At 46.3% G+C, this 21702-nt stretch carries 17 protein-coding genes and 20 tRNA genes; 32 read left to right on the top strand and 5 right to left on the bottom strand.

Annotation, left to right across the window (positions count from 1 at the left end):
* Positions 1 to 23: 23 nt before the first annotated feature.
* From prmC to hemA, 3 genes are read right to left on the bottom strand one after another with little or no spacing between them, the layout of a single operon-like run.
* The gene (prmC, locus tag ATB76_RS21015; RefSeq protein ID WP_061036076.1) at positions 24 to 881 is read right to left on the bottom strand and encodes a peptide chain release factor N(5)-glutamine methyltransferase; all 858 of its coding nucleotides are present in this window, start codon (positions 879 to 881) and stop codon (positions 24 to 26) included.
* Positions 882 to 884: 3 nt separating this feature from the next.
* Positions 885 to 1973, bottom strand: a complete 1089-nt coding sequence (gene prfA / locus ATB76_RS21010; protein ID WP_038872803.1) for a peptide chain release factor 1 — start codon at positions 1971 to 1973, stop codon at positions 885 to 887.
* 29 nt (positions 1974 to 2002) lie between these two features.
* On the bottom strand, positions 2003 to 3259 hold the full coding sequence (gene hemA / locus ATB76_RS21005; RefSeq protein WP_061036075.1) for a glutamyl-tRNA reductase: 1257 nt from the start codon (positions 3257 to 3259) through the stop codon (positions 2003 to 2005).
* A 134-nt stretch (positions 3260 to 3393) separates the two neighbouring features.
* On the opposite strand from hemA, the gene lolB reads away from it, so the two are divergent.
* From lolB to ATB76_RS20880, 25 genes are all read left to right on the top strand, one after another.
* Positions 3394 to 4032 carry a lipoprotein insertase outer membrane protein LolB gene (gene lolB / locus ATB76_RS21000; RefSeq protein ID WP_080774326.1) on the top strand — a complete coding sequence of 213 codons (639 nt, stop codon included), beginning with the start codon at positions 3394 to 3396 and terminating at the stop codon, positions 4030 to 4032.
* Positions 4029 to 4901, top strand: coding sequence for a 4-(cytidine 5'-diphospho)-2-C-methyl-D-erythritol kinase (gene ispE / locus ATB76_RS20995; RefSeq protein WP_061036074.1), 873 nt, complete (start codon positions 4029 to 4031; stop codon positions 4899 to 4901). The genes lolB and ispE overlap by 4 nt, the downstream gene beginning before the upstream one ends.
* A gap of 28 nt (positions 4902 to 4929) precedes the next feature.
* Positions 4930 to 5874: a ribose-phosphate pyrophosphokinase gene (locus tag ATB76_RS20990; protein ID WP_010446481.1), complete on the top strand. Its 945-nt coding sequence runs from the start codon at positions 4930 to 4932 to the stop codon at positions 5872 to 5874.
* Between the two features lie 151 nt (positions 5875 to 6025).
* Positions 6026 to 6616 carry an aminoacyl-tRNA hydrolase gene (gene pth, locus ATB76_RS20985; protein ID WP_038872796.1) on the top strand — a complete coding sequence of 197 codons (591 nt, stop codon included), beginning with the start codon at positions 6026 to 6028 and terminating at the stop codon, positions 6614 to 6616.
* A gap of 10 nt (positions 6617 to 6626) precedes the next feature.
* Positions 6627 to 7718: a redox-regulated ATPase YchF gene (ychF, locus tag ATB76_RS20980; protein WP_038872793.1), complete on the top strand. Its 1092-nt coding sequence runs from the start codon at positions 6627 to 6629 to the stop codon at positions 7716 to 7718.
* A gap of 284 nt (positions 7719 to 8002) precedes the next feature.
* Positions 8003 to 8079: transfer RNA gene (locus ATB76_RS20975), tRNA-Met, on the top strand.
* 39 nt (positions 8080 to 8118) lie between these two features.
* A tRNA-Leu gene (locus ATB76_RS20970) sits at positions 8119 to 8203 on the top strand.
* Positions 8204 to 8234: 31 nt separating this feature from the next.
* Positions 8235 to 8309 (top strand) — tRNA-Gln (locus ATB76_RS20965).
* Positions 8310 to 8389: 80 nt separating this feature from the next.
* Positions 8390 to 8466, top strand: a tRNA-Met gene (locus ATB76_RS20960).
* A 73-nt stretch (positions 8467 to 8539) separates the two neighbouring features.
* Positions 8540 to 8624 (top strand) — tRNA-Leu (locus ATB76_RS20955).
* 26 nt (positions 8625 to 8650) lie between these two features.
* Positions 8651 to 8735 (top strand) — tRNA-Leu (locus ATB76_RS20950).
* 16 nt (positions 8736 to 8751) lie between these two features.
* Positions 8752 to 8826 (top strand) — tRNA-Gln (locus tag ATB76_RS20945).
* Positions 8827 to 8859: 33 nt separating this feature from the next.
* Positions 8860 to 8944 (top strand) — tRNA-Leu (locus ATB76_RS20940).
* 30 nt (positions 8945 to 8974) lie between these two features.
* A tRNA-Gln gene (locus ATB76_RS20935) sits at positions 8975 to 9049 on the top strand.
* 64 nt (positions 9050 to 9113) lie between these two features.
* Positions 9114 to 9198: transfer RNA gene (locus tag ATB76_RS20930), tRNA-Leu, on the top strand.
* Between the two features lie 41 nt (positions 9199 to 9239).
* A tRNA-Met gene (locus ATB76_RS20925) sits at positions 9240 to 9316 on the top strand.
* 51 nt (positions 9317 to 9367) lie between these two features.
* Positions 9368 to 9452: transfer RNA gene (locus ATB76_RS20920), tRNA-Leu, on the top strand.
* 39 nt (positions 9453 to 9491) lie between these two features.
* Positions 9492 to 9566, top strand: a tRNA-Gln gene (locus ATB76_RS20915).
* A gap of 65 nt (positions 9567 to 9631) precedes the next feature.
* Positions 9632 to 9716: transfer RNA gene (locus tag ATB76_RS20910), tRNA-Leu, on the top strand.
* A 41-nt stretch (positions 9717 to 9757) separates the two neighbouring features.
* Positions 9758 to 9834 (top strand) — tRNA-Met (locus tag ATB76_RS20905).
* Positions 9835 to 9887: 53 nt separating this feature from the next.
* Positions 9888 to 9972: transfer RNA gene (locus ATB76_RS20900), tRNA-Leu, on the top strand.
* A 46-nt stretch (positions 9973 to 10018) separates the two neighbouring features.
* Positions 10019 to 10093 (top strand) — tRNA-Gln (locus tag ATB76_RS20895).
* A gap of 55 nt (positions 10094 to 10148) precedes the next feature.
* Positions 10149 to 10233 (top strand) — tRNA-Leu (locus ATB76_RS20890).
* Between the two features lie 46 nt (positions 10234 to 10279).
* Positions 10280 to 10354, top strand: a tRNA-Gln gene (locus ATB76_RS20885).
* A 54-nt stretch (positions 10355 to 10408) separates the two neighbouring features.
* Positions 10409 to 10493: transfer RNA gene (locus ATB76_RS20880), tRNA-Leu, on the top strand.
* 159 nt (positions 10494 to 10652) lie between these two features.
* On the opposite strand, the gene ATB76_RS20875 is transcribed toward ATB76_RS20880, so the two are convergent.
* The gene (locus ATB76_RS20875) at positions 10653 to 11828 is read right to left on the bottom strand and encodes a 2-octaprenyl-3-methyl-6-methoxy-1,4-benzoquinol hydroxylase (RefSeq protein WP_061036073.1); all 1176 of its coding nucleotides are present in this window, start codon (positions 11826 to 11828) and stop codon (positions 10653 to 10655) included.
* A 258-nt stretch (positions 11829 to 12086) separates the two neighbouring features.
* Here ATB76_RS20875 and miaB point away from each other — a divergent pair, with 258 nt between their 5' ends.
* From miaB to lnt, 5 genes are all read left to right on the top strand, one after another.
* Positions 12087 to 13511: a tRNA (N6-isopentenyl adenosine(37)-C2)-methylthiotransferase MiaB gene (miaB, locus tag ATB76_RS20870; protein ID WP_038873822.1), complete on the top strand. Its 1425-nt coding sequence runs from the start codon at positions 12087 to 12089 to the stop codon at positions 13509 to 13511.
* Between the two features lie 73 nt (positions 13512 to 13584).
* Complete coding sequence (locus ATB76_RS20865; RefSeq protein ID WP_038873820.1) at positions 13585 to 14682, top strand: PhoH family protein; 1098 nt, start codon at positions 13585 to 13587, stop codon at positions 14680 to 14682.
* 2 nt (positions 14683 to 14684) lie between these two features.
* Positions 14685 to 15149, top strand: a complete 465-nt coding sequence (gene ybeY / locus ATB76_RS20860) for an rRNA maturation RNase YbeY (RefSeq protein ID WP_038875833.1) — start codon at positions 14685 to 14687, stop codon at positions 15147 to 15149.
* Positions 15150 to 15254: 105 nt separating this feature from the next.
* The gene (corC, locus tag ATB76_RS20855) at positions 15255 to 16154 is read left to right on the top strand and encodes a CNNM family magnesium/cobalt transport protein CorC (RefSeq protein WP_038873816.1); all 900 of its coding nucleotides are present in this window, start codon (positions 15255 to 15257) and stop codon (positions 16152 to 16154) included.
* A gap of 37 nt (positions 16155 to 16191) precedes the next feature.
* Entirely contained in the window at positions 16192 to 17709 is a 1518-nt protein-coding gene (gene lnt, locus ATB76_RS20850) for an apolipoprotein N-acyltransferase (protein WP_038875832.1), read from the top strand.
* 60 nt (positions 17710 to 17769) lie between these two features.
* Here lnt and ATB76_RS20845 read toward each other — a convergent pair whose 3' ends face one another.
* Positions 17770 to 18240, bottom strand: a complete 471-nt coding sequence (locus tag ATB76_RS20845; protein ID WP_038873812.1) for a zinc ribbon-containing protein — start codon at positions 18238 to 18240, stop codon at positions 17770 to 17772.
* Positions 18241 to 18395: 155 nt separating this feature from the next.
* Between ATB76_RS20845 and leuS the strand changes: the two genes are divergently transcribed.
* Together leuS and lptE are read left to right on the top strand one after the other, a co-directional pair.
* Positions 18396 to 20969, top strand: a complete 2574-nt coding sequence (gene leuS / locus ATB76_RS20840; protein ID WP_038873810.1) for a leucine--tRNA ligase — start codon at positions 18396 to 18398, stop codon at positions 20967 to 20969.
* 171 nt (positions 20970 to 21140) lie between these two features.
* Positions 21141 to 21698, top strand: a complete 558-nt coding sequence (gene lptE, locus ATB76_RS20835; RefSeq protein WP_038873808.1) for an LPS assembly lipoprotein LptE — start codon at positions 21141 to 21143, stop codon at positions 21696 to 21698.
* Positions 21699 to 21702: the final 4 nt, after the last annotated feature.

The raw sequence follows: 21702 nt of genomic DNA, 5'->3' as shown, positions 1-21702 counted from the left end.
GTTTACTGCTGACTTGCTCGTTATTATTTTGGCTTAAAGCAACCAAGCGTCACTCGGTCGTTACCGCCGTAATCTTTTTCTGTCATCACTTGCTCGAAACCAAAGTTCGTCAGGATTTCGCGTACTGCATCACCTTGATCGTAACCATGCTCGAAAGCAAGCCATCCACCCTCTTGCAAATATTGACGAGCAAGATCGGAGATATATCGAATGTCCGCTAAGCCATTCTCGTCTGCAACAAGCGCAGATTTTGGCTCAAAACGCACATCACCTTGAGATAGGTGTGGGTCTTTTTCGTCGATATATGGTGGATTGGAGACAATTAAAGCAAACTTTGTTCCGCTGGCAATAGGTTCAAACCAGCTACCTTGGTCAAACGTCACATTTTTAATGTTTAGTTGCACCGCGTTGTACTCTGCAAGCTCTTTTGCTTCTTGTTTTAAATCCACGCCCGTCACTTGACGCGCTGGCATTTCAGACGCTAAAGCTAAGGCAATCGCTCCTGTGCCTGTACCAAGGTCAAGAATCGGCCCGGTCTGATCAAAGGTTTTATCTAGTGCGACTTCAACCAAACGTTCGGTATCTGGTCTTGGAATTAAGGTAGAAGGGGAGACTTTTAACGGCAAAGACCAGAACTCACGTTCACCAATGATGTAAGCCACTGGTTCACCTGCGATGCGTCTTTCTAACAACATCTCAAACTGAGCTTGTTGTTCCGCTTCTAATGCTCTTTCTGGCCAAGTGAGCAGGTAGCTTCTTGGTTTGCCTAGGACGTGACAAAGGAGGACAGCCGCATCGAGAGAAGGCGACTCTTTGCCGCCTTCTGTCAGAATTGCCGTTGCACTTTTCAGTGCTTGCTCAATCGATTGAACTTGGCTCATCGATTAGTTGTTCTCAGCTAGCGCCGCAAGTTGGTCTGCTTGGTGCTCTTGAACCACTGGTTCAATCAAGCTTTGCAGGTCACCTTCCATCACTTCGTTCAAACGGTAGATAGTTAGGTTAATGCGGTGGTCAGATACACGACCTTGCGGGTAGTTGTAAGTACGGATACGGTCACTACGGTCACCTGAACCTAGTAGGTTACGACGTGTATCAGAGACTTCTGCAGCACGACGCTCTTCTTCCGCTTGAACGATACGAGCAGCAAGTACTGCCATCGCTTTCGCTTTGTTCTTATGCTGTGAACGCTCGTCTTGACACTCTACTACTGTACCTGTTGGTAAGTGGGTAATACGGATTGCAGAATCCGTGGTGTTGACGTGCTGACCACCCGCACCAGATGCACGGAATGTATCAATCTTCAGATCGGCTGCTTTGATTTCTGGTAAGTCCGCTTCTGGGATCTCAGGCATCACTGCCACGGTACACGCTGAAGTGTGAACACGACCTTGAGATTCAGTCTCAGGTACACGTTGTACACGGTGACCACCTGATTCAAACTTAAGCACACCGTAAACGCCATCGCCGCTCACTTTCGCGATCATCTCTTTGTAGCCGCCTTGTTCTGAGTCATTGCTGCTCATCACTTCAACGCGCCATCCTTTCTTCTCAGCGAACTTAGAATACATGCGGAACAAGTTACCTGCGAAGATACCCGCTTCGTCACCACCTGCGCCCGCACGGATTTCTAAGAAACAGTTACGCTCGTCGTTTGGATCTTTTGGTAGCAATAAGATTTGAAGCTCGTCAGTAAGACGCTCAATCGCCTCTTTTGCTTCTTTGATCTCTTCTTGCGCCATTTCACGCATTTCTTCGTCGTCTTCGTTCGCCATCTCTTCAGCAGCTTCTAGATCTTCTTTTGCCTGCTGATACGCTTGGAAGCACTGAGTTACTTCTTCTAGCTGCGAGTACTCTTTTGATAGAGCACGGAATTTGTCCTGATCACCAATTACATCAGGATCACCAAGAAGATGTTGTACTTCTTCGTAACGTTCTACTAGCGTTTCTAGCTTAGTCAGAATAGAGGCTTTCATAGTGTCGTTTTCTTAATAAAAAGCGTGAGTTACAGATCATCCAAACCAAGGGTCTGGCGGATAACCGTTAATTTTGCTGGTTCGCCCTGCTCGGCCGCACTTTGCAATGCACGAGTAGGAGCGTGAATCAGTTTGTTGGTGAGTTTATTACTAAGCTCACGCAGGACCTTTTCAGGATCTGCGCCCGTTGCCAATGATTGTAGGCTCTTACTCAATAATTCTTCACGAATTTCGTTCGCCGATTTACGATAATCACGAATACTGTCGACCGCTTGCAGCGAGCGCATCCACGTCATGAATGCTGCACTTTCTTCGCTAACAATCGCTTCCGCTTGAATCGCTTCGACTTTACGTTGCTCAATGTTGTTATCGATGATCGACTGTAAGTCATCCACCGAATACAAGTAAGCATCGCTCAATTCACCGACTTGCGCTTCCACATCTCGTGGCACGGCGATATCTACAAGCAAGATTGGCTGGTGACGACGTTTTTTCAATGCCGTTTCCACCATGCCTTTACCGATGATAGGTAACGGACTCGCTGTTGAGCTAATTACGATATCCGCTCTTGGTAGATGGTCAGGAATTTCATTCAGGCTGATCACCTCAGCACCAAATTGCTCTGCCAATAACAATGCACGCTCTTTGGTTCGGTTAGCCACAATCATTTTCTTGCAGCCATTGGAGGCTAAGTGCTTCGCCACCAGTTCGATGGTTTCGCCCGCGCCCACCAACAACACCGTAGAATCAGAAAGTGATTCGAAGATGTGTTTTGCCAGTGTACAAGCAGCGTAAGCCACTGACACCGCATTACCACCAATATCAGTTTCAGTTCGAACACGTTTTGCGACAGAAAAAGTTTTTTGGAACAACTTATCAATCGACGTATCCACCGCCTGATGATCTCGGGAATCGGAAAACGCTTGTTTTACCTGACCCAAAATCTGAGGCTCACCAAGTACCAGTGAATCAAGGCCGCAAGAAACACGCATCAAGTGCTTAATCGCCGCTTGCTCTTCATGGACATAAAGGCTCGGCATCAAGTCTTCTTGATTAACTTGATGGAACTGGACTAACCAGTCGATAAGCTTATTTCGCGCTCCTTGCTTTACGTCGCAGTACACTTCGGTACGGTTACAGGTTGAAACAATCACACTACCATTAACGGCTTCATGGTCTCTGAGTTGCTCAAGTGCTGGGCCCAGTTTATCGGGTCCGAACGCCACTTTCTCTCGCAAGTCAACAGACGCTGTATTGTGATTGATTCCAATAGCAAGCAAGGACATCTAACGTGGTATCTCTGAGATCGGTTATAAAATAGGTTCAGAATTTTACTGTAAGCACGCATTTATTGAAAGGGTAAGCAGGATTTGTTTTCCTTCGTCTCTGTTTTCAGTGCTATAGTTGTGAGCGATTACCGATGAAACTGATTAATAAGCCATCAAACATGACCTTACGCTCCTTTCTCATCTTGCTCTTATCGAGCATAGTACTTGCAGGTTGTAGTTCTGTTCCTGAGAGTGTCACCAGCGTTGAGTGGCAAGCACATGAACAGCGACTAGAAACCATTGATAACTTTCAAGCCACGGGCAAGCTTGGCTACATTGGCCCCGACCAAAGGCAAAGTCTGAATTTTTTCTGGAAACACTCTTCCACCTTAAGCCAATTACGCTTAACTACTCTACTTGGTCAAACCGCATTAAAACTCACGATTACACCACAAGGTGCGACTGTAGAAACCTATGACGACCAAGTACTTTCTGCGCGTAATGCCAATCAATTGATTTACCGATTAACGGGCTTAATGATGCCTGTTGATCACATGCCGGATTGGCTACTTGGCCTTCCAACGGATGCAGACTCCTTCCAACTCTCAGCGACCAATACCTTGCAAGCGCTGGACAAGCAGATTGGTATGAACGATTGGAACATTGCCTACCAACGGTATGGGGATGTGGCCTGGCACGAACAAGCGTTGCCATTACCGAACAAACTCAAGCTAAGTACCGCAGACGTAAAAATTAATTTAGTGATCACAAAATGGAACATCACCCAATGATCGAATTTTCAACCCGCTGGCCTTCACCAGCGAAATTGAATCTCTTTCTTTATATCAATGGCCGAACTGAAAACGGCTACCACGAATTACAAACCTTATTCCAATTCGTCGATCACGGCGATGAACTTAGCATCCAAGCGAATGGCTCTGGCGAGATCACAATTTCACCTGAAATTGAAGGTGTTCCTCTAAAAGACAACTTGATCTGGAAAGCCGCCACAGCATTGCAACGCTACGCTAATTGCTCATACGGTGCACATATCGATCTTCATAAGATCTTACCTATGGGCGGTGGTATTGGCGGAGGTTCATCTAATGCGGCAACGGCCTTAGTTGCGCTTAATTACCTATGGCAAACCCACTTAAGTGATGATGAATTAGCCGAAATCGGCCTTGCGCTTGGTGCTGATGTACCCGTTTTTGTGCGTGGCTTTGCAGCGTTTGCGGAAGGTGTTGGCGAGAAACTTTTGCCAGCTCATCCAGATGAGAAATGGTATTTGGTCGTTCGTCCAAATGTTTCCATTGCAACCGTCGACATATTCAGTCATCCGGATTTGACTCGAAACACGCCAAAACGCGATTTAGAAACGCTTTTAAACACGCCAAGCGTAAACGATTGCGAAAAAATTGTACGAATGCTCTACCCAGAGGTTGATAAGCAACTTTCATGGCTGCTACAATACGCGCCGTCAAGATTGACGGGGACAGGATCTTGCGTTTTTGCTGAATTTTCAAGCAAAGCGGAAGCAAAAGCTATCCTTGCACAACTCTCTGATAATGTCTCGGCATTTGTCGCTCAAGGGCGCAATATCTCGCCACTAAAAGAGACTTTGGCTGAATACCAATCAGCCCAACACCGACCTATTTAAAACTGGACGCAAACCCGAGGTTTCCACCGTGCCTGATATGAAGCTATTTGCTGGTAACGCAACACCTGAACTAGCCCAACGTATTGCTGATCGTCTTTACATCTCTCTAGGTGATGCATCTGTTTCTCGCTTTTCTGATGGCGAAGTTGCAGTTCAAATCAACGAGAATGTTCGTGGTAGCGATGTTTTTATCATTCAATCCACTTGTGCACCGACTAACGACAACCTAATGGAATTGGTTGTTATGATTGATGCAATGCGCCGTGCTTCAGCAGGCCGTATCACTGCAGTTATTCCTTACTTCGGCTACGCTCGCCAAGATCGTCGTGTACGTTCTTCTCGTGTGCCAATTACTGCAAAAGTTGTTGCTGATTTCCTATCTAACGTTGGTGTTGACCGCGTTCTGACTATCGACCTACACGCTGAGCAAATCCAAGGCTTCTTCGATGTACCTGTTGATAACATCTTCGGTACGCCTGTACTGCTAGAAGATATGCAATCTCGTGGTCTAGAAAACCCAGTAGTGGTTTCTCCTGACCTAGGTGGCGTAGTTCGTGCTCGTGCAACAGCGAAAGCACTAGGCGACATCGACATCGCTATCGTTGACAAGCGTCGTCCACGTGCAAACGTTTCTGAAGTAATGAACCTAATCGGTGACGTTGAAGGTCGTGACTGTGTGATCGTTGATGACATGATCGATACAGGTGGCACACTATGTAAAGCAGCTGAAGCGCTAAAAGAGCGCGGTGCTAAGCGTGTATTCGCTTACGCAACTCACGCTGTTTTCTCTGGCAACGCTGCAGACAACATCAAGAACTCTGTTCTTGACCAAGTTATCGTAACTGACTCTATCTCTCTATCTAAAGAGATGGCTGCAACTGGCAAAGTGACCACACTAAGCCTATCTCGCATGCTAGCTGAAGCGATTCGTCGTATCAGCAACGAAGAGTCAATCTCTGCAATGTTCAACTAATACGAACATTTCAGTTAGACTGATTTTAAAAGCACCCCTCTTTGGGGTGTTTTTTTATTTGTATCGATAGGCAGAAAATCCCTTGGTCGCCCACTGTGAGAATTCTGTGCTATCATACTGCGCTTTTTGAGATTCCAGAGAGATCCTAACCTTGACTCAACCAATCAAACTTCTTGTTGGTCTTGCTAATCCGGGACCAGAATACGCCAAAACTCGCCACAATGCGGGCGCTTGGGTTGTAGAAGAATTAGCTCGCGTTCACAACGTTACCCTGAAGAACGAACCAAAGTTCTTTGGCCTAACCGGACGCATTATGGTCAATGGCCAGGATCTCCGTTTGCTCATCCCCACCACGTTTATGAATCTTTCTGGTAAAGCGATCGCGGCATTAGCGAAGTTTTATCAAATTAAACCAGAAGAGATCATGGTTGCTCATGACGAGCTAGACTTACCTCCAGGTGTCGCTAAGTTTAAGAAAGGTGGTGGTCACGGAGGTCACAATGGCCTACGTGATACGATTAGCAAAATGGGCAATAACAAAGATTTTTATCGTCTTCGTATCGGCATCGGCCATCCGGGACACAAAGATAAAGTGGCAGGTTTTGTACTAGGCAAAGCTCCAGCGAAAGAGCAAGAGCTACTAGACGCCGCAGCCGACGAGTCGGTTCGTTGTCTAGACATCCTAATAAAGGATGGCCTATCAAAAGCGCAAAATCGCCTCCACACGTTCAAAGCTGAATAAGGTTACTATCATGGGTTTTAAATGTGGCATCGTTGGTCTACCTAACGTTGGTAAATCAACTCTGTTTAACGCACTAACTAAAGCGGGTATTGAAGCAGCAAACTTCCCGTTCTGTACCATTGAACCAAACACTGGTGTGGTTCCTGTGCCAGATCTACGTCTAGACGCACTAGCGAAGATCGTTAACCCACAGAAAGTTCTGCCTACTACAATGGAATTCGTAGACATCGCTGGTCTCGTTGCTGGTGCATCACGCGGTGAAGGTCTAGGTAACAAATTCCTAGCGAACATCCGTGAAACTGACGCGATTGGTCACGTTGTACGTTGTTTTGAAAACGACAACATCGTTCACGTTGCTGGTAAAGTATCTCCAATCGAAGATATTGAAGTTATCAACCTTGAGCTAGCAATGGCTGACCTTGATGCTTGTGAGCGCGCGATTCAGCGTAACGCTAAAAAAGCAAAAGGCGGCGATAAAGACGCGAAATTCGAACTGACTGTGCTAGAGAAGCTACTTCCAGTTCTGACAGAAGGCGGCATGGCACGTACTGTTGAGCTTTCTAAAGAAGAGCTAGCAGCAGTAGGTTACCTAAACTTCCTGACGCTAAAACCGACTATGTACATCGCTAACGTGAACGAAGACGGTTTTGAAGATAACGCATACCTAGACGCTGTACGTGAGTACGCGGAAAAAGAAAACAACGTAGTTGTTCCAGTATGTGCGGCTATCGAATCAGAAATGGCTGAGCTAGAAGACGACGAGCGTGAAGAGTTCCTTGCAGATCTCGGCATCGAAGAACCTGGTCTAAACCGTGTAATTCGTGCAGGTTACGAACTGCTTAACCTACACACTTACTTCACCGCCGGCGTGAAAGAAGTTCGTGCTTGGACAATCCCTGTTGGTGCAAGCGCACCTAAAGCAGCTGGTAAAATCCACACTGACTTTGAAAAAGGCTTCATCCGTGCAGAAGTTGTCGGCTACGATGATTTCATCCAATTCAACGGTGAAAGCGGTGCGAAAGACGCGGGTAAATGGCGTCTAGAAGGTAAAGAATACATCGTTAAAGATGGTGATGTTGTACACTTCCGCTTCAACGTATAACTAAGTGAATGAATTTTAAACACTTCATTTACAAAAAAAGCCAGCTAGCATGCTGGCTTTTTTTATACCTTTCATAAACAACACAAAATAAACTCCCTCGCTCCAAGCCAATTTATTTCCAGTTTTAGATCATAAACACGCCTCTTTGTTTAAAAAGGAAGCGAACGATGGATTTTGCGGGATTTATTGAAAAAAACTGTTGACGGATCTCACTCAACTTCGCATAATGCGCGCCGTTCCCGACAACAAGGCAACTTAGCGACGAGAACGGAAAACATGGTATTGGCTACGTAGCTCAGCTGGTTAGAGCACATCACTCATAATGATGGGGTCACAGGTTCGAATCCCGTCGTAGCCACCATTCCTAAACGTTCTTTTATTAGAATTGTTAGGAATAGATGCGGTCGTGGCGGAATTGGTAGACGCACCAGATTTAGGTTCTGGCGCCGTAAGGTGTGAGAGTTCAAGTCTCTCCGACCGCACCATGTATTAAGTGGTAGAAATACTACTGCCTGCAGGTCTATCGCCAAGCGGTAAGGCAGCGGCTTTTGATGCCGCCATTCCCTGGTTCGAATCCAGGTAGACCTGCCATTATTCCAAAGTGGGATTCCTTTAAGAAAAAGGGTTGTCACTTAGAGCGTGAAGGTTTATATTGTCTCGCTCAAAAAGATGGCTACGTAGCTCAGCTGGTTAGAGCACATCACTCATAATGATGGGGTCACAGGTTCGAATCCCGTCGTAGCCACCATTCTTTCTTAATGAAAGAAAAATTATAACGATTAGTTTTTACCAATTAACTAATGGTTAATAGATTTCAAGATGCGGTCGTGGCGGAATTGGTAGACGCACCAGATTTAGGTTCTGGCGCCGCAAGGTGTGAGAGTTCAAGTCTCTCCGACCGCACCATCTTGAAACTACTTAAATAAATATATGCGGTCGTGGCGGAATTGGTAGACGCACCAGATTTAGGTTCTGGCGCCGCAAGGTGTGAGAGTTCAAGTCTCTCCGACCGCACCATATATTTATTGCCTGCAGGTCTATCGCCAAGCGGTAAGGCAGCGGCTTTTGATGCCGCCATTCCCTGGTTCGAATCCAGGTAGACCTGCCACTATTTTAATTATTGAGTTTACTCAGTAGTTATGCGGTCGTGGCGGAATTGGTAGACGCACCAGATTTAGGTTCTGGCGCCGCAAGGTGTGAGAGTTCAAGTCTCTCCGACCGCACCATTATTAAAGTCTCTTTTATTAGAGCATTGTAGGGCTATCGCCAAGCGGTAAGGCAGCGGCTTTTGATGCCGCCATTCCCTGGTTCGAATCCAGGTAGCCCTGCCATATTATCCCTTTAAAGGGACGTTATTGAGGTTTTACCAATTCTCTCGATAACAACAATTAAGATGCGGTCGTGGCGGAATTGGTAGACGCACCAGATTTAGGTTCTGGCGCCGCAAGGTGTGAGAGTTCAAGTCTCTCCGACCGCACCATCTTAATTAAAAGAATACATATGTTGTTAAAACATATTGTTGGCTACGTAGCTCAGCTGGTTAGAGCACATCACTCATAATGATGGGGTCACAGGTTCGAATCCCGTCGTAGCCACCATTTATTTTATTGTCTAGGTTTTACCAATTTCCTAGATGATTTAGAAAAGTCGCGGTCGTGGCGGAATTGGTAGACGCACCAGATTTAGGTTCTGGCGCCGCAAGGTGTGAGAGTTCAAGTCTCTCCGACCGCACCATACTTTTCTAATTTGATATGTCTTTTGACTATCACCCGTAGGTCTATCGCCAAGCGGTAAGGCAGCGGCTTTTGATGCCGCCATTCCCTGGTTCGAATCCAGGTAGACCTGCCATTATTCTCCCTTTAAAGGGACGTTATTGAGGTTTTACCAATTCTCTCGATAACAACAATTAAGATGCGGTCGTGGCGGAATTGGTAGACGCACCAGATTTAGGTTCTGGCGCCGCAAGGTGTGAGAGTTCAAGTCTCTCCGACCGCACCATCTTAATTAAAAGAATACATATGTTGTTAAAACATATTGTTGGCTACGTAGCTCAGCTGGTTAGAGCACATCACTCATAATGATGGGGTCACAGGTTCGAATCCCGTCGTAGCCACCATTTATTCAGATAAATAGTTTATACTTACGACTATTGATCAGAAGCATTAAAGCGCGGTCGTGGCGGAATTGGTAGACGCACCAGATTTAGGTTCTGGCGCCGCAAGGTGTGAGAGTTCAAGTCTCTCCGACCGCACCATACTTTCCTTAAATGGAAAGCACTTAGCTGAAAGACTAAGACCTGTAGGGCTATCGCCAAGCGGTAAGGCAGCGGCTTTTGATGCCGCCATTCCCTGGTTCGAATCCAGGTAGCCCTGCCATTACAAAACGTTGTTAAGGTTATACCAATTACCTTAGTAACTAAAAAAACACGATGCGGTCGTGGCGGAATTGGTAGACGCACCAGATTTAGGTTCTGGCGCCGCAAGGTGTGAGAGTTCAAGTCTCTCCGACCGCACCATACTTTCCTTAAGTGGAAAGCACTTAGTTGAAAGACTAAGACCTGTAGGGCTATCGCCAAGCGGTAAGGCAGCGGCTTTTGATGCCGCCATTCCCTGGTTCGAATCCAGGTAGCCCTGCCATTACAAAACGTTGTTAAGGTTATACCAATTACCTTAGTGACTAAAAAATACGATGCGGTCGTGGCGGAATTGGTAGACGCACCAGATTTAGGTTCTGGCGCCGCAAGGTGTGAGAGTTCAAGTCTCTCCGACCGCACCATGATTGAAAAACCCAGCATTAATTTGCTGGGTTTTTTCTTTTTTCCGATTCTGGACTCGGTAGATCTCTGATTTATCGAATTAAAAAAGCGAGCTCATGGCTCGCTTTTTTTCTATCTGTTGCTTTTCTATCGAACGCTTTCTATATACTAAGAGGTATTTACATACCTAGTGCATACTTCAATACTTGTGCTTTGATCGGTCCTGAGTTTTCAGCCAATTTTAATGCCGCATTACGAGCGAACTTCAGTGGCCCTAAATCATTACTAAAGCCTTTGTAGAACACATCCATGCCAGTTTGCATTAGCAAGTTATCTGGTCGACGAGCGCGCTCATACTTGGCGAGTAATGAATCATTAAGTTGCTCTTGCTGATCCGTCACTGAAAGCAGGACATCAACATCCTTGAAGCCAAGATTCACGCCTTGCCCAGCAAGTGGGTTAATTGTATGGGCAGAGTCGCCCACTAACACGCAATTCTTGTTTGAATAACTTTGAGCATGACGACGAGTCAGTGGGAATGAACCAAACTGTAAAACGTTGATATCGCCCAATTCAGCTGGGAAGTGACGTAAGATCTCTTCTTTTAGCTGGGGGTTCGTCATCGCACACAATTGCTTAATACGTTTTGGTGAGTCATACCAAACCAGCGAACCCTGCCCCACTTCTTTACCATCTTCAGTTAATGAGCATAGCGGCAAGAACGAACGTGGACCTGACGGAGTAAATTGCTGCCAAGTGATGTCTTGTTGAGGAAGTTCGGTTTTCACGTTGATCAGCATGCAGTGTTGACGGTAATCCCACGCGGTTACGCCAATACCCGCCAATTGCCGAACTTTCGAGTTCGCGCCATCGGCACCAATCACCCAACTAGCCTCAAACTGCTCGCCACTTTCTAACGTTACACTGTTTACCTCGGCAAATTCGATGTCTTTCAATCGCTCTGGGCACATCACCGTTAAGTTGTCGTACTGTGCGAAAACTTGCCAAAGACCAAGTTGGATTAGTCGGTTTTCAACGATATAGCCTAGCTGCTCTAGTGACAGTTCATCAGAGTGAAAACGAGTACGGCACTCTGGGTGTTCCCACGTTTCCAAACGACGATAAGGACACACTCGCATGCTCTCAATTGCTGACCACGCATCTAATGAATCAAGTAACTTTACTGATTGGTGTGAGATTGCTGAAACACGAATATCCAAGGCTTGAGAAGCTTCAAAAGCCTTAGGTTCAGCACCTTCCACAACCACAACACTTCTGCCCTGCTTAGCAAACCCGACAGCCATCGCTGCACCGACCATGCCGCCACCGATTACGGCGATATCATACTTGTTCATTTTTTGCTCTTCATCGTATTGATTATTTGGCGTTTTTTAATTGTACGTTCCACGGCTATTTTTACAAAATTCTTTAATACAAAACCTTGCTTCGTATGGGGTAAAAATCTAGATTTCATCAGGGTTTGCAGAGAATTCGTCAGATCACTAGTCAGGTGCTTTTTAAAGCAGTACAATACGCCGCTTACCGCCGAGATGGCGGCTATAATTTGAGCAATAGCTCTCCGATTTAAGTACAACTGAACGAGCGAAAGTGAGATGAGTAAGAAACTGCTAATTAAAACCTGGGGCTGCCAGATGAACGAATACGATTCATCAAAAATGGCCGACCTGCTTAATGCTGCAAACGGCTATGAGCTGACCGAAGAGCCAGAGGAAGCAGACGTACTTCTACTTAACACCTGTTCGATCCGTGAAAAGGCGCAAGAGAAAGTTTTCCACCAGCTTGGTCGTTGGAAAACACTAAAAGATAAAAAACCTGGCGTGGTTATCGGCGTTGGTGGTTGTGTAGCAACTCAAGAAGGCGATCACATTCGTCAACGTGCTCCATACGTTGACGTAATTTTTGGTCCACAAACCCTTCACCGTCTTCCTGAGATGATTAAGCAATCTCAATCGGATGAAGCACCAGTCATGGACATTTCATTCCCAGAGATCGAAAAGTTCGACCGTCTACCAGAGCCTCGTGCTGAAGGTGCGACAGCGTTCGTTTCTATCATGGAAGGTTGTTCTAAGTACTGTACTTACTGTGTAGTGCCGTACACTCGCGGTGAAGAAGTAAGCCGCCCAATGGATGACGTACTGTTCGAAATCGCACAACTAGCAGAACAAGGCGTCCGCGAAGTAAACCTACTGGGCCAAAACGTAAACGCGTACCGTGGTCCTATGCACGACGGTGAGATCTGTTCATTCGCAGAACTGCTTCGTTTGGTTGCGTCTATCGATGGTATTGATCGTATCCGCTTTACAACAAGCCATCCATTAGAGTTTACTGATGACATCATCGCAGTATACGAAGACACACCTGAGCTAGTAAGCTTCCTTCACCTACCAGTACAAAGTGGTAGTGACCGAGTGCTGACTATGATGAAACGTCCTCACACTGGCATCGAATACAAGTCGATCATCCGTAAGCTACGTAAAGCACGTCCTGATATCCAAATCAGTTCAGACTTTATCGTTGGTTTCCCTGGTGAAACAGACAAAGATTTCCAAGACACAATGAAGCTAATCAAAGACGTAGACTTTGACATGAGCTTCAGCTTTATCTTCTCTCCACGCCCAGGGACACCAGCGGCAGATTACCCTTGTGACCTATCAGAGCAAGTGAAGAAAGAGCGTCTATACGAGCTGCAACAAACCGTAAACACACAAGCAATGCGCTACTCTCGTCTAATGCTAGACACTGAGCAACGCGTTCTGGTTGAAGGTCCTTCTAAAAAGAACCTAATGGAGCTACGTGCTCGTACAGAAAACAACCGTGTAGTAAACTTTGAAGGTAGCGCAGACCTAATCGGTCAGTTCGTTGACGTGAAGATTACGGACGTATTTGCTAACTCACTACGTGGTGAGCTAGTACGTACAGAAAAAGACATGGACCTTCGTAGTGTGATTTCACCAATGCAAATGATGGCGAAAACACGTCGCGAAGATGAGCTAGGTGTAGCTACTTTTACGCCATAAGCTCGTACAAATAGCCATTGAGAGCCTGGTCGTTGTCAGGCTCTCGTTAAGTGGCATAAAATGAGAGGCAACATTGAGCAATAAAATCGTAACGCTAGAAATCAATCTAGAACCTTCAGACAACCGCCGACTTGCAAGCCTGTGCGGTCCATTCGATGACAACATCAAGCATTTAGAACGTCGTTTAGGCGTTGAAATCAACCACCGTAGCGATCTTTTCACCATCGTGGGTAAACCTCATACCGCGGCAGCTGCGCTGGATATTCTCAAAACCCTATACGTAGAAACAGCACCCGTTCGTGGTGAAACACCTGACATTGAGCCAGAACAGATCCATCTGGCAATCAAAGAATCAGGCGTACTGGAACAGACGACAGAATCAACGTTCGAGCACGGCAAAGAAGTCTTCGTAAAAACCAAAAAAGGCGTGATCAAGCCGCGTACACCGAATCAAGGTCAATACTTGATGAACATGGTGACGCACGATATCACTTTCGGTATCGGTCCTGCGGGTACAGGTAAAACCTATCTCGCGGTTGCAGCAGCCGTTGACGCACTAGAGCGTCAAGAGATCCGTCGTATTCTATTAACTCGCCCTGCGGTTGAAGCAGGTGAGAAACTGGGCTTCCTACCTGGTGATTTGAGCCAGAAAGTCGACCCATACCTACGTCCTCTCTACGATGCCCTATTTGAAATGCTGGGTTTTGAGCGCGTAGAAAAGCTGATTGAACGTAACGTGATAGAGGTTGCGCCTCTTGCTTACATGCGTGGTCGTACTTTGAACGACGCTTTCATCATTCTTGATGAGAGTCAAAACACCACGGTTGAGCAAATGAAGATGTTCCTGACCCGTATCGGCTTCAACTCTCGTGCCGTTGTGACTGGTGACGTTACCCAGATTGACTTACCACGCGGTGCAAAATCAGGTCTTCGCCACGCAATTGAAGTACTGAGTGAAGTTGATGACATCAGCTTTAACTTCTTCCAAGCAGACGATGTCGTGCGCCACCCAGTGGTTGCTCGTATTGTTAATGCTTATGAGAAGTGGGAAGCGCAAGACCAAAAAGAGCGCAAAGAGTTTGAAAAACGCCGACGCGAAGAACGTGATGCTAAATTGCTAGAAGCAGCAAAAGCAGAGCTGAGTTCACAAGTCGCGGCGAGTAAGGAATAAACATGGCAATTGAACTTGATTTGCAACTGGCAGTCGAAAATGAAGAAGGTTTACCTTCTGAGCAAGATTTCCAATTGTGGCTAGATAAGACTATTCCTCTATTTCAGCCTCAAGCGGAACTGACGATTCGTATTGTCGACGAGCAAGAAAGTCACGAGCTAAACCACGAATACCGTGGTAAAGATAAGCCGACTAATGTGCTGTCTTTCCCATTCGAAGTACCACCTGGTATGGAAATGGATCTCCTAGGCGATTTGATAATCTGTCGCCAAGTAGTTGAAAAAGAGGCAATTGAGCAGAACAAGCCTCTACTAGCACATTGGGCGCATATGGTTGTACATGGCAGCTTGCATCTGCTAGGTTATGATCATATCGAGGATGATGAAGCTGAAGAGATGGAATCCCTCGAGACAGAAATCATGCAAGGCATGGGTTACGAAGACCCGTACATTGCTGAAAAAGAGTAACTTTGGTTGCTCGACAGGGAAAAGCGAACCACCTAGGTGCGACCTCGTGATCGCTTTTCTATGTGAGCTATCACACATCTGATAGCGTTACTTAATTGAGAAACAATGAACGAAGATAATTCTCCCTCTTCTAATGAAGGCAAGAAAGAAAAGGCAGAAGGTCCGAGTAGAAAGTCCTTCTTTGAACGTCTAGGTCAACTATTTCAAGGCGAACCAAAAGACCGCCAAGAGCTTGTGGATGTTATCCGCGACTCAGAAATCAACGACCTGATTGACCACGACACCCGCGACATGCTTGAAGGTGTTATGGAAATCTCTGAAATGCGCGTGCGTGACATCATGATCCCGCGTTCGCAAATGGTTACGGTTGAGCGCACAGACGATCTTGATACTTTGATCGCTCTAATTACTGATGCTCAACACTCTCGCTACCCTGTGATCAGCGAAGATAAAGACCATGTAGAAGGCATTCTATTAGCGAAGGACTTACTCAAATACTTGGGCTCAGGCAGTAACCCATTTGATATCGAAGAAGTAATTCGACAAGCAGTGGTTGTACCGGAAAGTAAACGTGTCGACCGCCTGCTAAAAGAATTCCGTGAAGAACGTTATCACATGGCGATTGTTGTCGACGAATTCGGTGGCGTTTCTGGTCTAGTAACAATCGAAGATATCCTTGAAGAAATCGTAGGGGATATTGAAGATGAGTTCGATGACGAAGAAGAAACCGATATCCGTAAGCTAAGCAAGCATACCTTTGCTGTCAGAGCTCTGACAACCATTGAAGAGTTTAATGAGACATTCGGTACCGACTTCAGCGATGAAGAAGTGGATACTGTAGGTGGTATGGTAATGACTGCCTTTGGTCACTTACCATCTCGTGGTGAGTTGGTCGAAATTGAAGGCTATAACTTCAAAGTCACCGCTGCCGATAACCGTCGTGTCATTCAACTCCAAGTGACGATTCCAGACGAAGAAACGCTGGTTGAAGCCACTCAAGAGTAACGCGATACCCTAACAACGGGAATATCAGAAAAATATAATGATGAATGTACTCTTTCATCGCCTAAAGCGGCCCTTAGTGGCCGCTTTTGTTGGCGCTTCCACTACCCTAGCATTTGCTCCTTACCAGTTATGGCCTATTGCCATACTCAGCCCTGCTATCCTTCTTATTCTTCTTGCAAACCAATCACCTAAGCGTGCACTTTGGATCGGTTATGCATGGGGTTTAGGACAATTCGCCACGGGTGTAAGTTGGGTTTACGTCAGCATTGCTGGCTTTGGCGGTATGCCGCTGATTGCAAACGTCTTCCTAATGGGCCTACTGATCGCTTACCTGTCGGTTTACACCGGCCTGTTTGCTTGGCTCAGCAATAAGTTCTTCCCTGAGTTCACCATAAGCAAAGCCCTACTGGCAGCTCCAGCGTTATGGCTAGTTACTGATTGGCTGCGTGGCTGGGTGATGACAGGCTTTCCATGGTTGTGGCTGGGTTACAGCCAAATTGATGGCCCATTGGCCAGCTTCGCACCTATTGGTGGTGTTGAGCTCCTGACCTTATTCATACTAATGAGTGCTGGTTCTCTGGCTTACGCTTGGGTGCATAAGCAGTGGCTGATGGTCATTATCCCCGTGGTTTTGCTCAGCGCAGGTTTTGGCATCAGCCAATACGACTGGGTGACACCCCGTCCGGAAGACACAACTAAAGTCGCCTTAATCCAAGGTAATGTTGATCAGAATCTAAAATGGCTACCAAGCCAACGCTGGCCAACCATCATGAAGTATGCCGACTTAACGCGTGAAAACTGGGATGCCGACATCATCGTTTGGCCTGAGGCTGCGATTCCGGCATTTGAAATCGAAGTCCCGTCGTTCTTGAGAAACATCGATGCTGCGGCGAAAATGAATAACAGCGCGATCATCACCGGCGTGGTTAACCAAGGAGAAGACGGCCAGTTCTACAACAGCATTCTCTCGCTGGGTGTGAATCCATACGGCGATTACAGCTTTGATTTAGACAAACGCTATCACAAGCATCACTTACTTCCATTTGGTGAATTTGTTCCATTTGAAGAGGTGTTACGTCCATTAGCGCCCTTCTTCAACTTACCAATGTCATCGTTCAGCCGTGGCGATTTCGTACAACCAAACATTGTGGCGAATGGTAAACATATGGACCCGGCTTTGTGCTACGAGATCATCTTTAGCGAACAAGTTCGTCAGAACGTCACAGACGATACTGACTTCATACTAACGCTATCAAATGATGCTTGGTTCGGTCACTCCATTGGTCCACTACAACATATGGAAATCGCACGTATGCGTGCATTGGAGCTTGGAAAACCGCTGATTCGTTCAACCAATAATGGTTTGACAGCTGTTACTGATCATAAAGGTAAGATAATCGAGCAAATCCCTCAGTTTGAGACAGCGGTATTGCGCGCAGAGTTGGTTCCGACAGACGGACAAACACCTTATCGCACCTTTGGTACTTGGCCATTATATATCTGGGCAGCACTGAGCCTTATTTTGGCTTGGTGGTTACCAAGAAAACGCAAATAACATCAAAAAAAGAGGCTCTGGTAGCCTCTTTTTTATTGCGTTGTATTTTTTGACTGCATGTTATGGCTTGAGAGATTGGCGACTAAAACCAGTATGATTACACTTGATGCATGGAATTATGACCGTTGGATGGTTGTAAGTGGTTTTATGACCACATTCATCACAGACCAATGTCCCGAGCCCGATGACTTCGCCCGCTTCATACAAGCCTTGATGCTCTAAATCATCGAACAACTCAACCCACTCAACTTTAGTTTTATCGGTAATATCCAGTAAACCTTGCCAGATTGAATCGGCAATGGTGAGATAAAAAGGCCCGCTTTTTCCTTCCTCATAGCTGTCGGAGAACTCTTTTAAATCGGCTTTTACGTAAGCTGAAATTAGTGAGAGCTCATCTTTGGTCATGTCGTTAGCGGCATCCACGACTTTGCCCGACGTTTCGAATACTTTGTTAACTTCATCCGGACTGTGCTTCAAGGTTTCCATCACATCCTCGAGCATTTCCTCATAACCTGCTTTACGTTTAGGCATAACTGACCTCCATCTTTCCACTACCAAGCGTCACTTCGAGGCGCATGGGTACAGATTGGCTATTGTTGTGATCCCTAGCTTTAGGTATTCTATGACGATCTATTTAAGTCTGTTCTAACCGAACTCACAAATTCCAAGATAACCGGATACCATCGATGCAAGAACAATACAATCCACAAGACCTTGAACAAAAAGTTCAAAAGCACTGGGATGACAACAAGACCTTTGTTGTAAGTGAAGACCCAAACAAAGAAAAATTCTACTGTCTATCCATGTTCCCATACCCAAGTGGTCGACTTCACATGGGTCACGTGCGCAACTACACCATCGGTGACGTAGTATCTCGTTTCCAACGCCTACAAGGCAAAAACGTAATGCAACCAATCGGTTGGGATGCATTCGGTCTACCTGCGGAAAACGCGGCAGTAAAAAACAACACTGCACCGGCGCCTTGGACTTACGAAAACATTGAATACATGAAGAACCAACTTAAGCTTCTTGGCTTTGGTTACGACTGGAATCGTGAATTCGCAACCTGTACGCCAGAATACTACCGTTGGGAACAAGAGTTCTTCACTAAGCTTTACGAGAAAGGTCTGGTTTACAAGAAGACCTCTTCTGTTAACTGGTGTCCAAACGATCAAACTGTTCTTGCAAACGAACAGGTTGAAGACGGCTGTTGCTGGCGTTGTGATACTCCGGTAGAACAAAAAGAAATTCCACAGTGGTTTATTAAGATCACTGAATACGCTCAAGAGCTACTAGACGACCTAGACAAACTTGAAGGTTGGCCAGAAATGGTTAAGACCATGCAGCGTAACTGGATCGGTCGTTCTGAAGGCGTGGAACTCAAGTTTGAAGTTAACGGTCAACAAGATTTAGAAGTTTACACCACGCGTCCAGACACGCTAATGGGTGTGACTTACGTTGGTATCGCAGCAGGTCACCCTCTTGCGGCTATCGCAGCTCAGAACAACCCAGAGCTAGCGTCATTCATCGAAGAATGTAAAAACACCAAAGTAGCAGAAGCTGAGCTTGCGACAATGGAGAAAAAAGGTATGGCTACTGGCCTTACTGCTATTCACCCATTGAACGGTCGTGAAGTGCCAGTTTACGTAGCAAACTTCGTACTGATGGACTACGGCACTGGCGCAGTAATGGCGGTTCCTGCACACGACCAACGTGACTACGAATTTGCAACGAAATACGGCCTAGACATCGTTCCTGTCATCAAACCGGTTGATGGCAGCGAACTAGACGTATCTGAAGCGGCATACACAGAGAAAGGTGTACTGTTCGATTCAGGTGAATTCGACGGCCTTGAATTCCAAGCGGCGTTCGATGCAATCGCAGCGAAGCTAGAAGCAGAAGGCAAAGGCACTAAGACAGTTAACTTCCGTCTACGTGACTGGGGGGTATCTCGTCAACGTTACTGGGGTGCGCCAATCCCTATGGTAACCACTGAAGACGGCGAAGTTCACCCAGTACCCGCTGACCAACTACCCGTTATTCTTCCAGAAGACGTGGTAATGGACGGCGTAACAAGCCCAATCAAAGCAGACAAAGAATGGGCGAAGACAACATTCAACGGCGAACCTGCTCTACGTGAGACAGATACGTTCGATACGTTCATGGAGTCTTCTTGGTACTACGCACGTTACTGTTCACCACAAGCTGACGACATCCTAGATCCAGAAAAAGCAAACTACTGGCTACCGGTAGACCAGTACATCGGTGGTATCGAGCACGCTTGTATGCACCTACTGTACTCTCGCTTCTTCCACAAACTGCTACGTGACGCAGGCTACGTAACGTCTGACGAACCGTTCAAGCAACTGCTGTGTCAAGGCATGGTACTGGCTGACGCGTTCTACTTCGAGAACGAAAAAGGCGGTAAAGAGTGGGTTGCCCCAACAGATGTTGCTGTTGAACGTGACGGTAAAGGTCGTATCACTTCGGCGAAAGACAATGAAGGCCGTGATGTAACGCACTCAGGCATGATCAAAATGTCTAAGTCGAAAAACAACGGTATCGACCCTCAAGAAATGGTAGACAAGTACGGTGCTGACACGGTACGTCTATTCATGATGTTTGCTTCACCAGCAGACATGACCCTTGAATGGCAAGAGTCTGGCGTAGAAGGTGCTAACCGCTTCCTGAAACGTGTTTGGAAACTGGTTCACGCTCACGCTTCAAAAGGTGCAGCTGAGTCAGTTGATGCAGCTGCACTTTCTGGTGACCAAAAAGCTCTGCGTCGCGATGTTCATAAGACTATCGCAAAAGTGACTGACGATATCGCTCGTCGTCAAACATTCAACACAGCAATCGCAGCGATCATGGAACTGATGAACAAGCTTGCGAAAGCGCCTCAAGAATCTGTACAAGACCGTGCAATCCTTGATGAAGCACTTAAAGCTGTGGTTGCAATGCTTTACCCAATCACTCCGCACATCTCATACGAACTATGGGCAGCGCTAGGTGAGGCAGACATCGACAACGCGGCATGGCCAACGTTTGATGAGAAAGCTCTGGTTGAAGACGAGAAAACTATCGTTGTGATGATCAACGGTAAACTACGTGCGAAGCTAACCGTTGCTGCTGACGCTTCAGAAGAGCAAGTTCGTGAGCTTGGTCTAAACGACGAGAACGCGAAGAAGTTCCTAGATGGTCTAACTATCCGTAAAGTGATTTACGTACCAGGTAAACTATTGAACATCGTTGCAAACTAGCCGCTCGTTACCAACGAAATGCAGCTTGCAAGAACTCAACGCCGAGCGAACTGATTCGTTCGGCATGAGTTTTCTAACAGGGTGAGTCCTCACCCTGTTTATTTACCTCAAACCATTCACGATGAGTGGTTTAAGGTAAATAACCCCTTAAATTTAGGATGAATACAATCAATGCGCTTTTTCTCTTTGATTAAACTACCAGTGGTATTGGTATTAGCGGGGCTTCTTTCTGCCTGTGGTTTTCACCTTCGTGGCGAGTATTCCGTTCCGGAAGAACTGCACACCATGTCATTCACTAGCTATGATGAATACAGTCCTTTGACTCGATATGTACGAGCTCAACTTGAACTGAATAAAGTGGACTTGGTACAGCCTTCTGCTAACACACCAAACCTACACCTAATTGAAGCAACCATTGACGAACGTACGCTGTCGCTGTATCAAAACAGTCGTGCTGCAGAAAAAGAGCTGACCTATGTAGTGCAATACCGCGTTACAATTCCTGAGTTCGGTTCCAAAGCCTTCACGACAACAGTAAACCGTAACTATCTTGATAACCCACTCACTGCCCTAGCTAAGTCAGTAGAGCGCGACGTTATCGAAGATGAAATGCGTCAGCAAGCCGCAAGCCAAATGATGCGTCAGCTAGGTCGAGTTCGTGCAGAGTACGAACAAGGCCATATTACCCCTGATGCGACAAACACTAACGACAACAAAACTGACTCTTAATCAA

The sequence above is a fragment of the Vibrio sp. MOR3 genome (assembly GCF_001557775.1).
GTDB classification, from domain to species: Bacteria; Pseudomonadota; Gammaproteobacteria; order Enterobacterales; family Vibrionaceae; genus Vibrio; species Vibrio jasicida.
Note: the sequence above shows the minus strand (reverse complement) of the source record. Positions and strands in the feature narration are given on the sequence as shown.

Bases quoted from the DNA above. Each gene is read 5' to 3' on its own strand.
- prmC (WP_061036076.1), bottom strand. From the start codon at position 881: ATGAGCCAAGTTCAATCGATTGAGCAAGCACTGAAAAGTGCAACGGCA.
- prfA (WP_038872803.1), bottom strand. From the start codon at position 1,973: ATGAAAGCCTCTATTCTGACTAAGCTAGAAACGCTAGTAGAACGTTAC.
- hemA (WP_061036075.1), bottom strand. From the start codon at position 3,259: ATGTCCTTGCTTGCTATTGGAATCAATCACAATACAGCGTCTGTTGAC.
- lolB (WP_080774326.1), top strand. From the start codon at position 3,394: ATGAAACTGATTAATAAGCCATCAAACATGACCTTACGCTCCTTTCTC.
- ispE (WP_061036074.1), top strand. From the start codon at position 4,029: ATGATCGAATTTTCAACCCGCTGGCCTTCACCAGCGAAATTGAATCTC.
- ychF (WP_038872793.1), top strand. From the start codon at position 6,627: ATGGGTTTTAAATGTGGCATCGTTGGTCTACCTAACGTTGGTAAATCA.
- ATB76_RS20875 (WP_061036073.1), bottom strand. From the start codon at position 11,828: ATGAACAAGTATGATATCGCCGTAATCGGTGGCGGCATGGTCGGTGCA.
- miaB (WP_038873822.1), top strand. From the start codon at position 12,087: ATGAGTAAGAAACTGCTAATTAAAACCTGGGGCTGCCAGATGAACGAA.
- ybeY (WP_038875833.1), top strand. From the start codon at position 14,685: ATGGCAATTGAACTTGATTTGCAACTGGCAGTCGAAAATGAAGAAGGT.
- corC (WP_038873816.1), top strand. From the start codon at position 15,255: ATGAACGAAGATAATTCTCCCTCTTCTAATGAAGGCAAGAAAGAAAAG.
- lnt (WP_038875832.1), top strand. From the start codon at position 16,192: ATGATGAATGTACTCTTTCATCGCCTAAAGCGGCCCTTAGTGGCCGCT.
- ATB76_RS20845 (WP_038873812.1), bottom strand. From the start codon at position 18,240: ATGCCTAAACGTAAAGCAGGTTATGAGGAAATGCTCGAGGATGTGATG.
- leuS (WP_038873810.1), top strand. From the start codon at position 18,396: ATGCAAGAACAATACAATCCACAAGACCTTGAACAAAAAGTTCAAAAG.
- lptE (WP_038873808.1), top strand. From the start codon at position 21,141: ATGCGCTTTTTCTCTTTGATTAAACTACCAGTGGTATTGGTATTAGCG.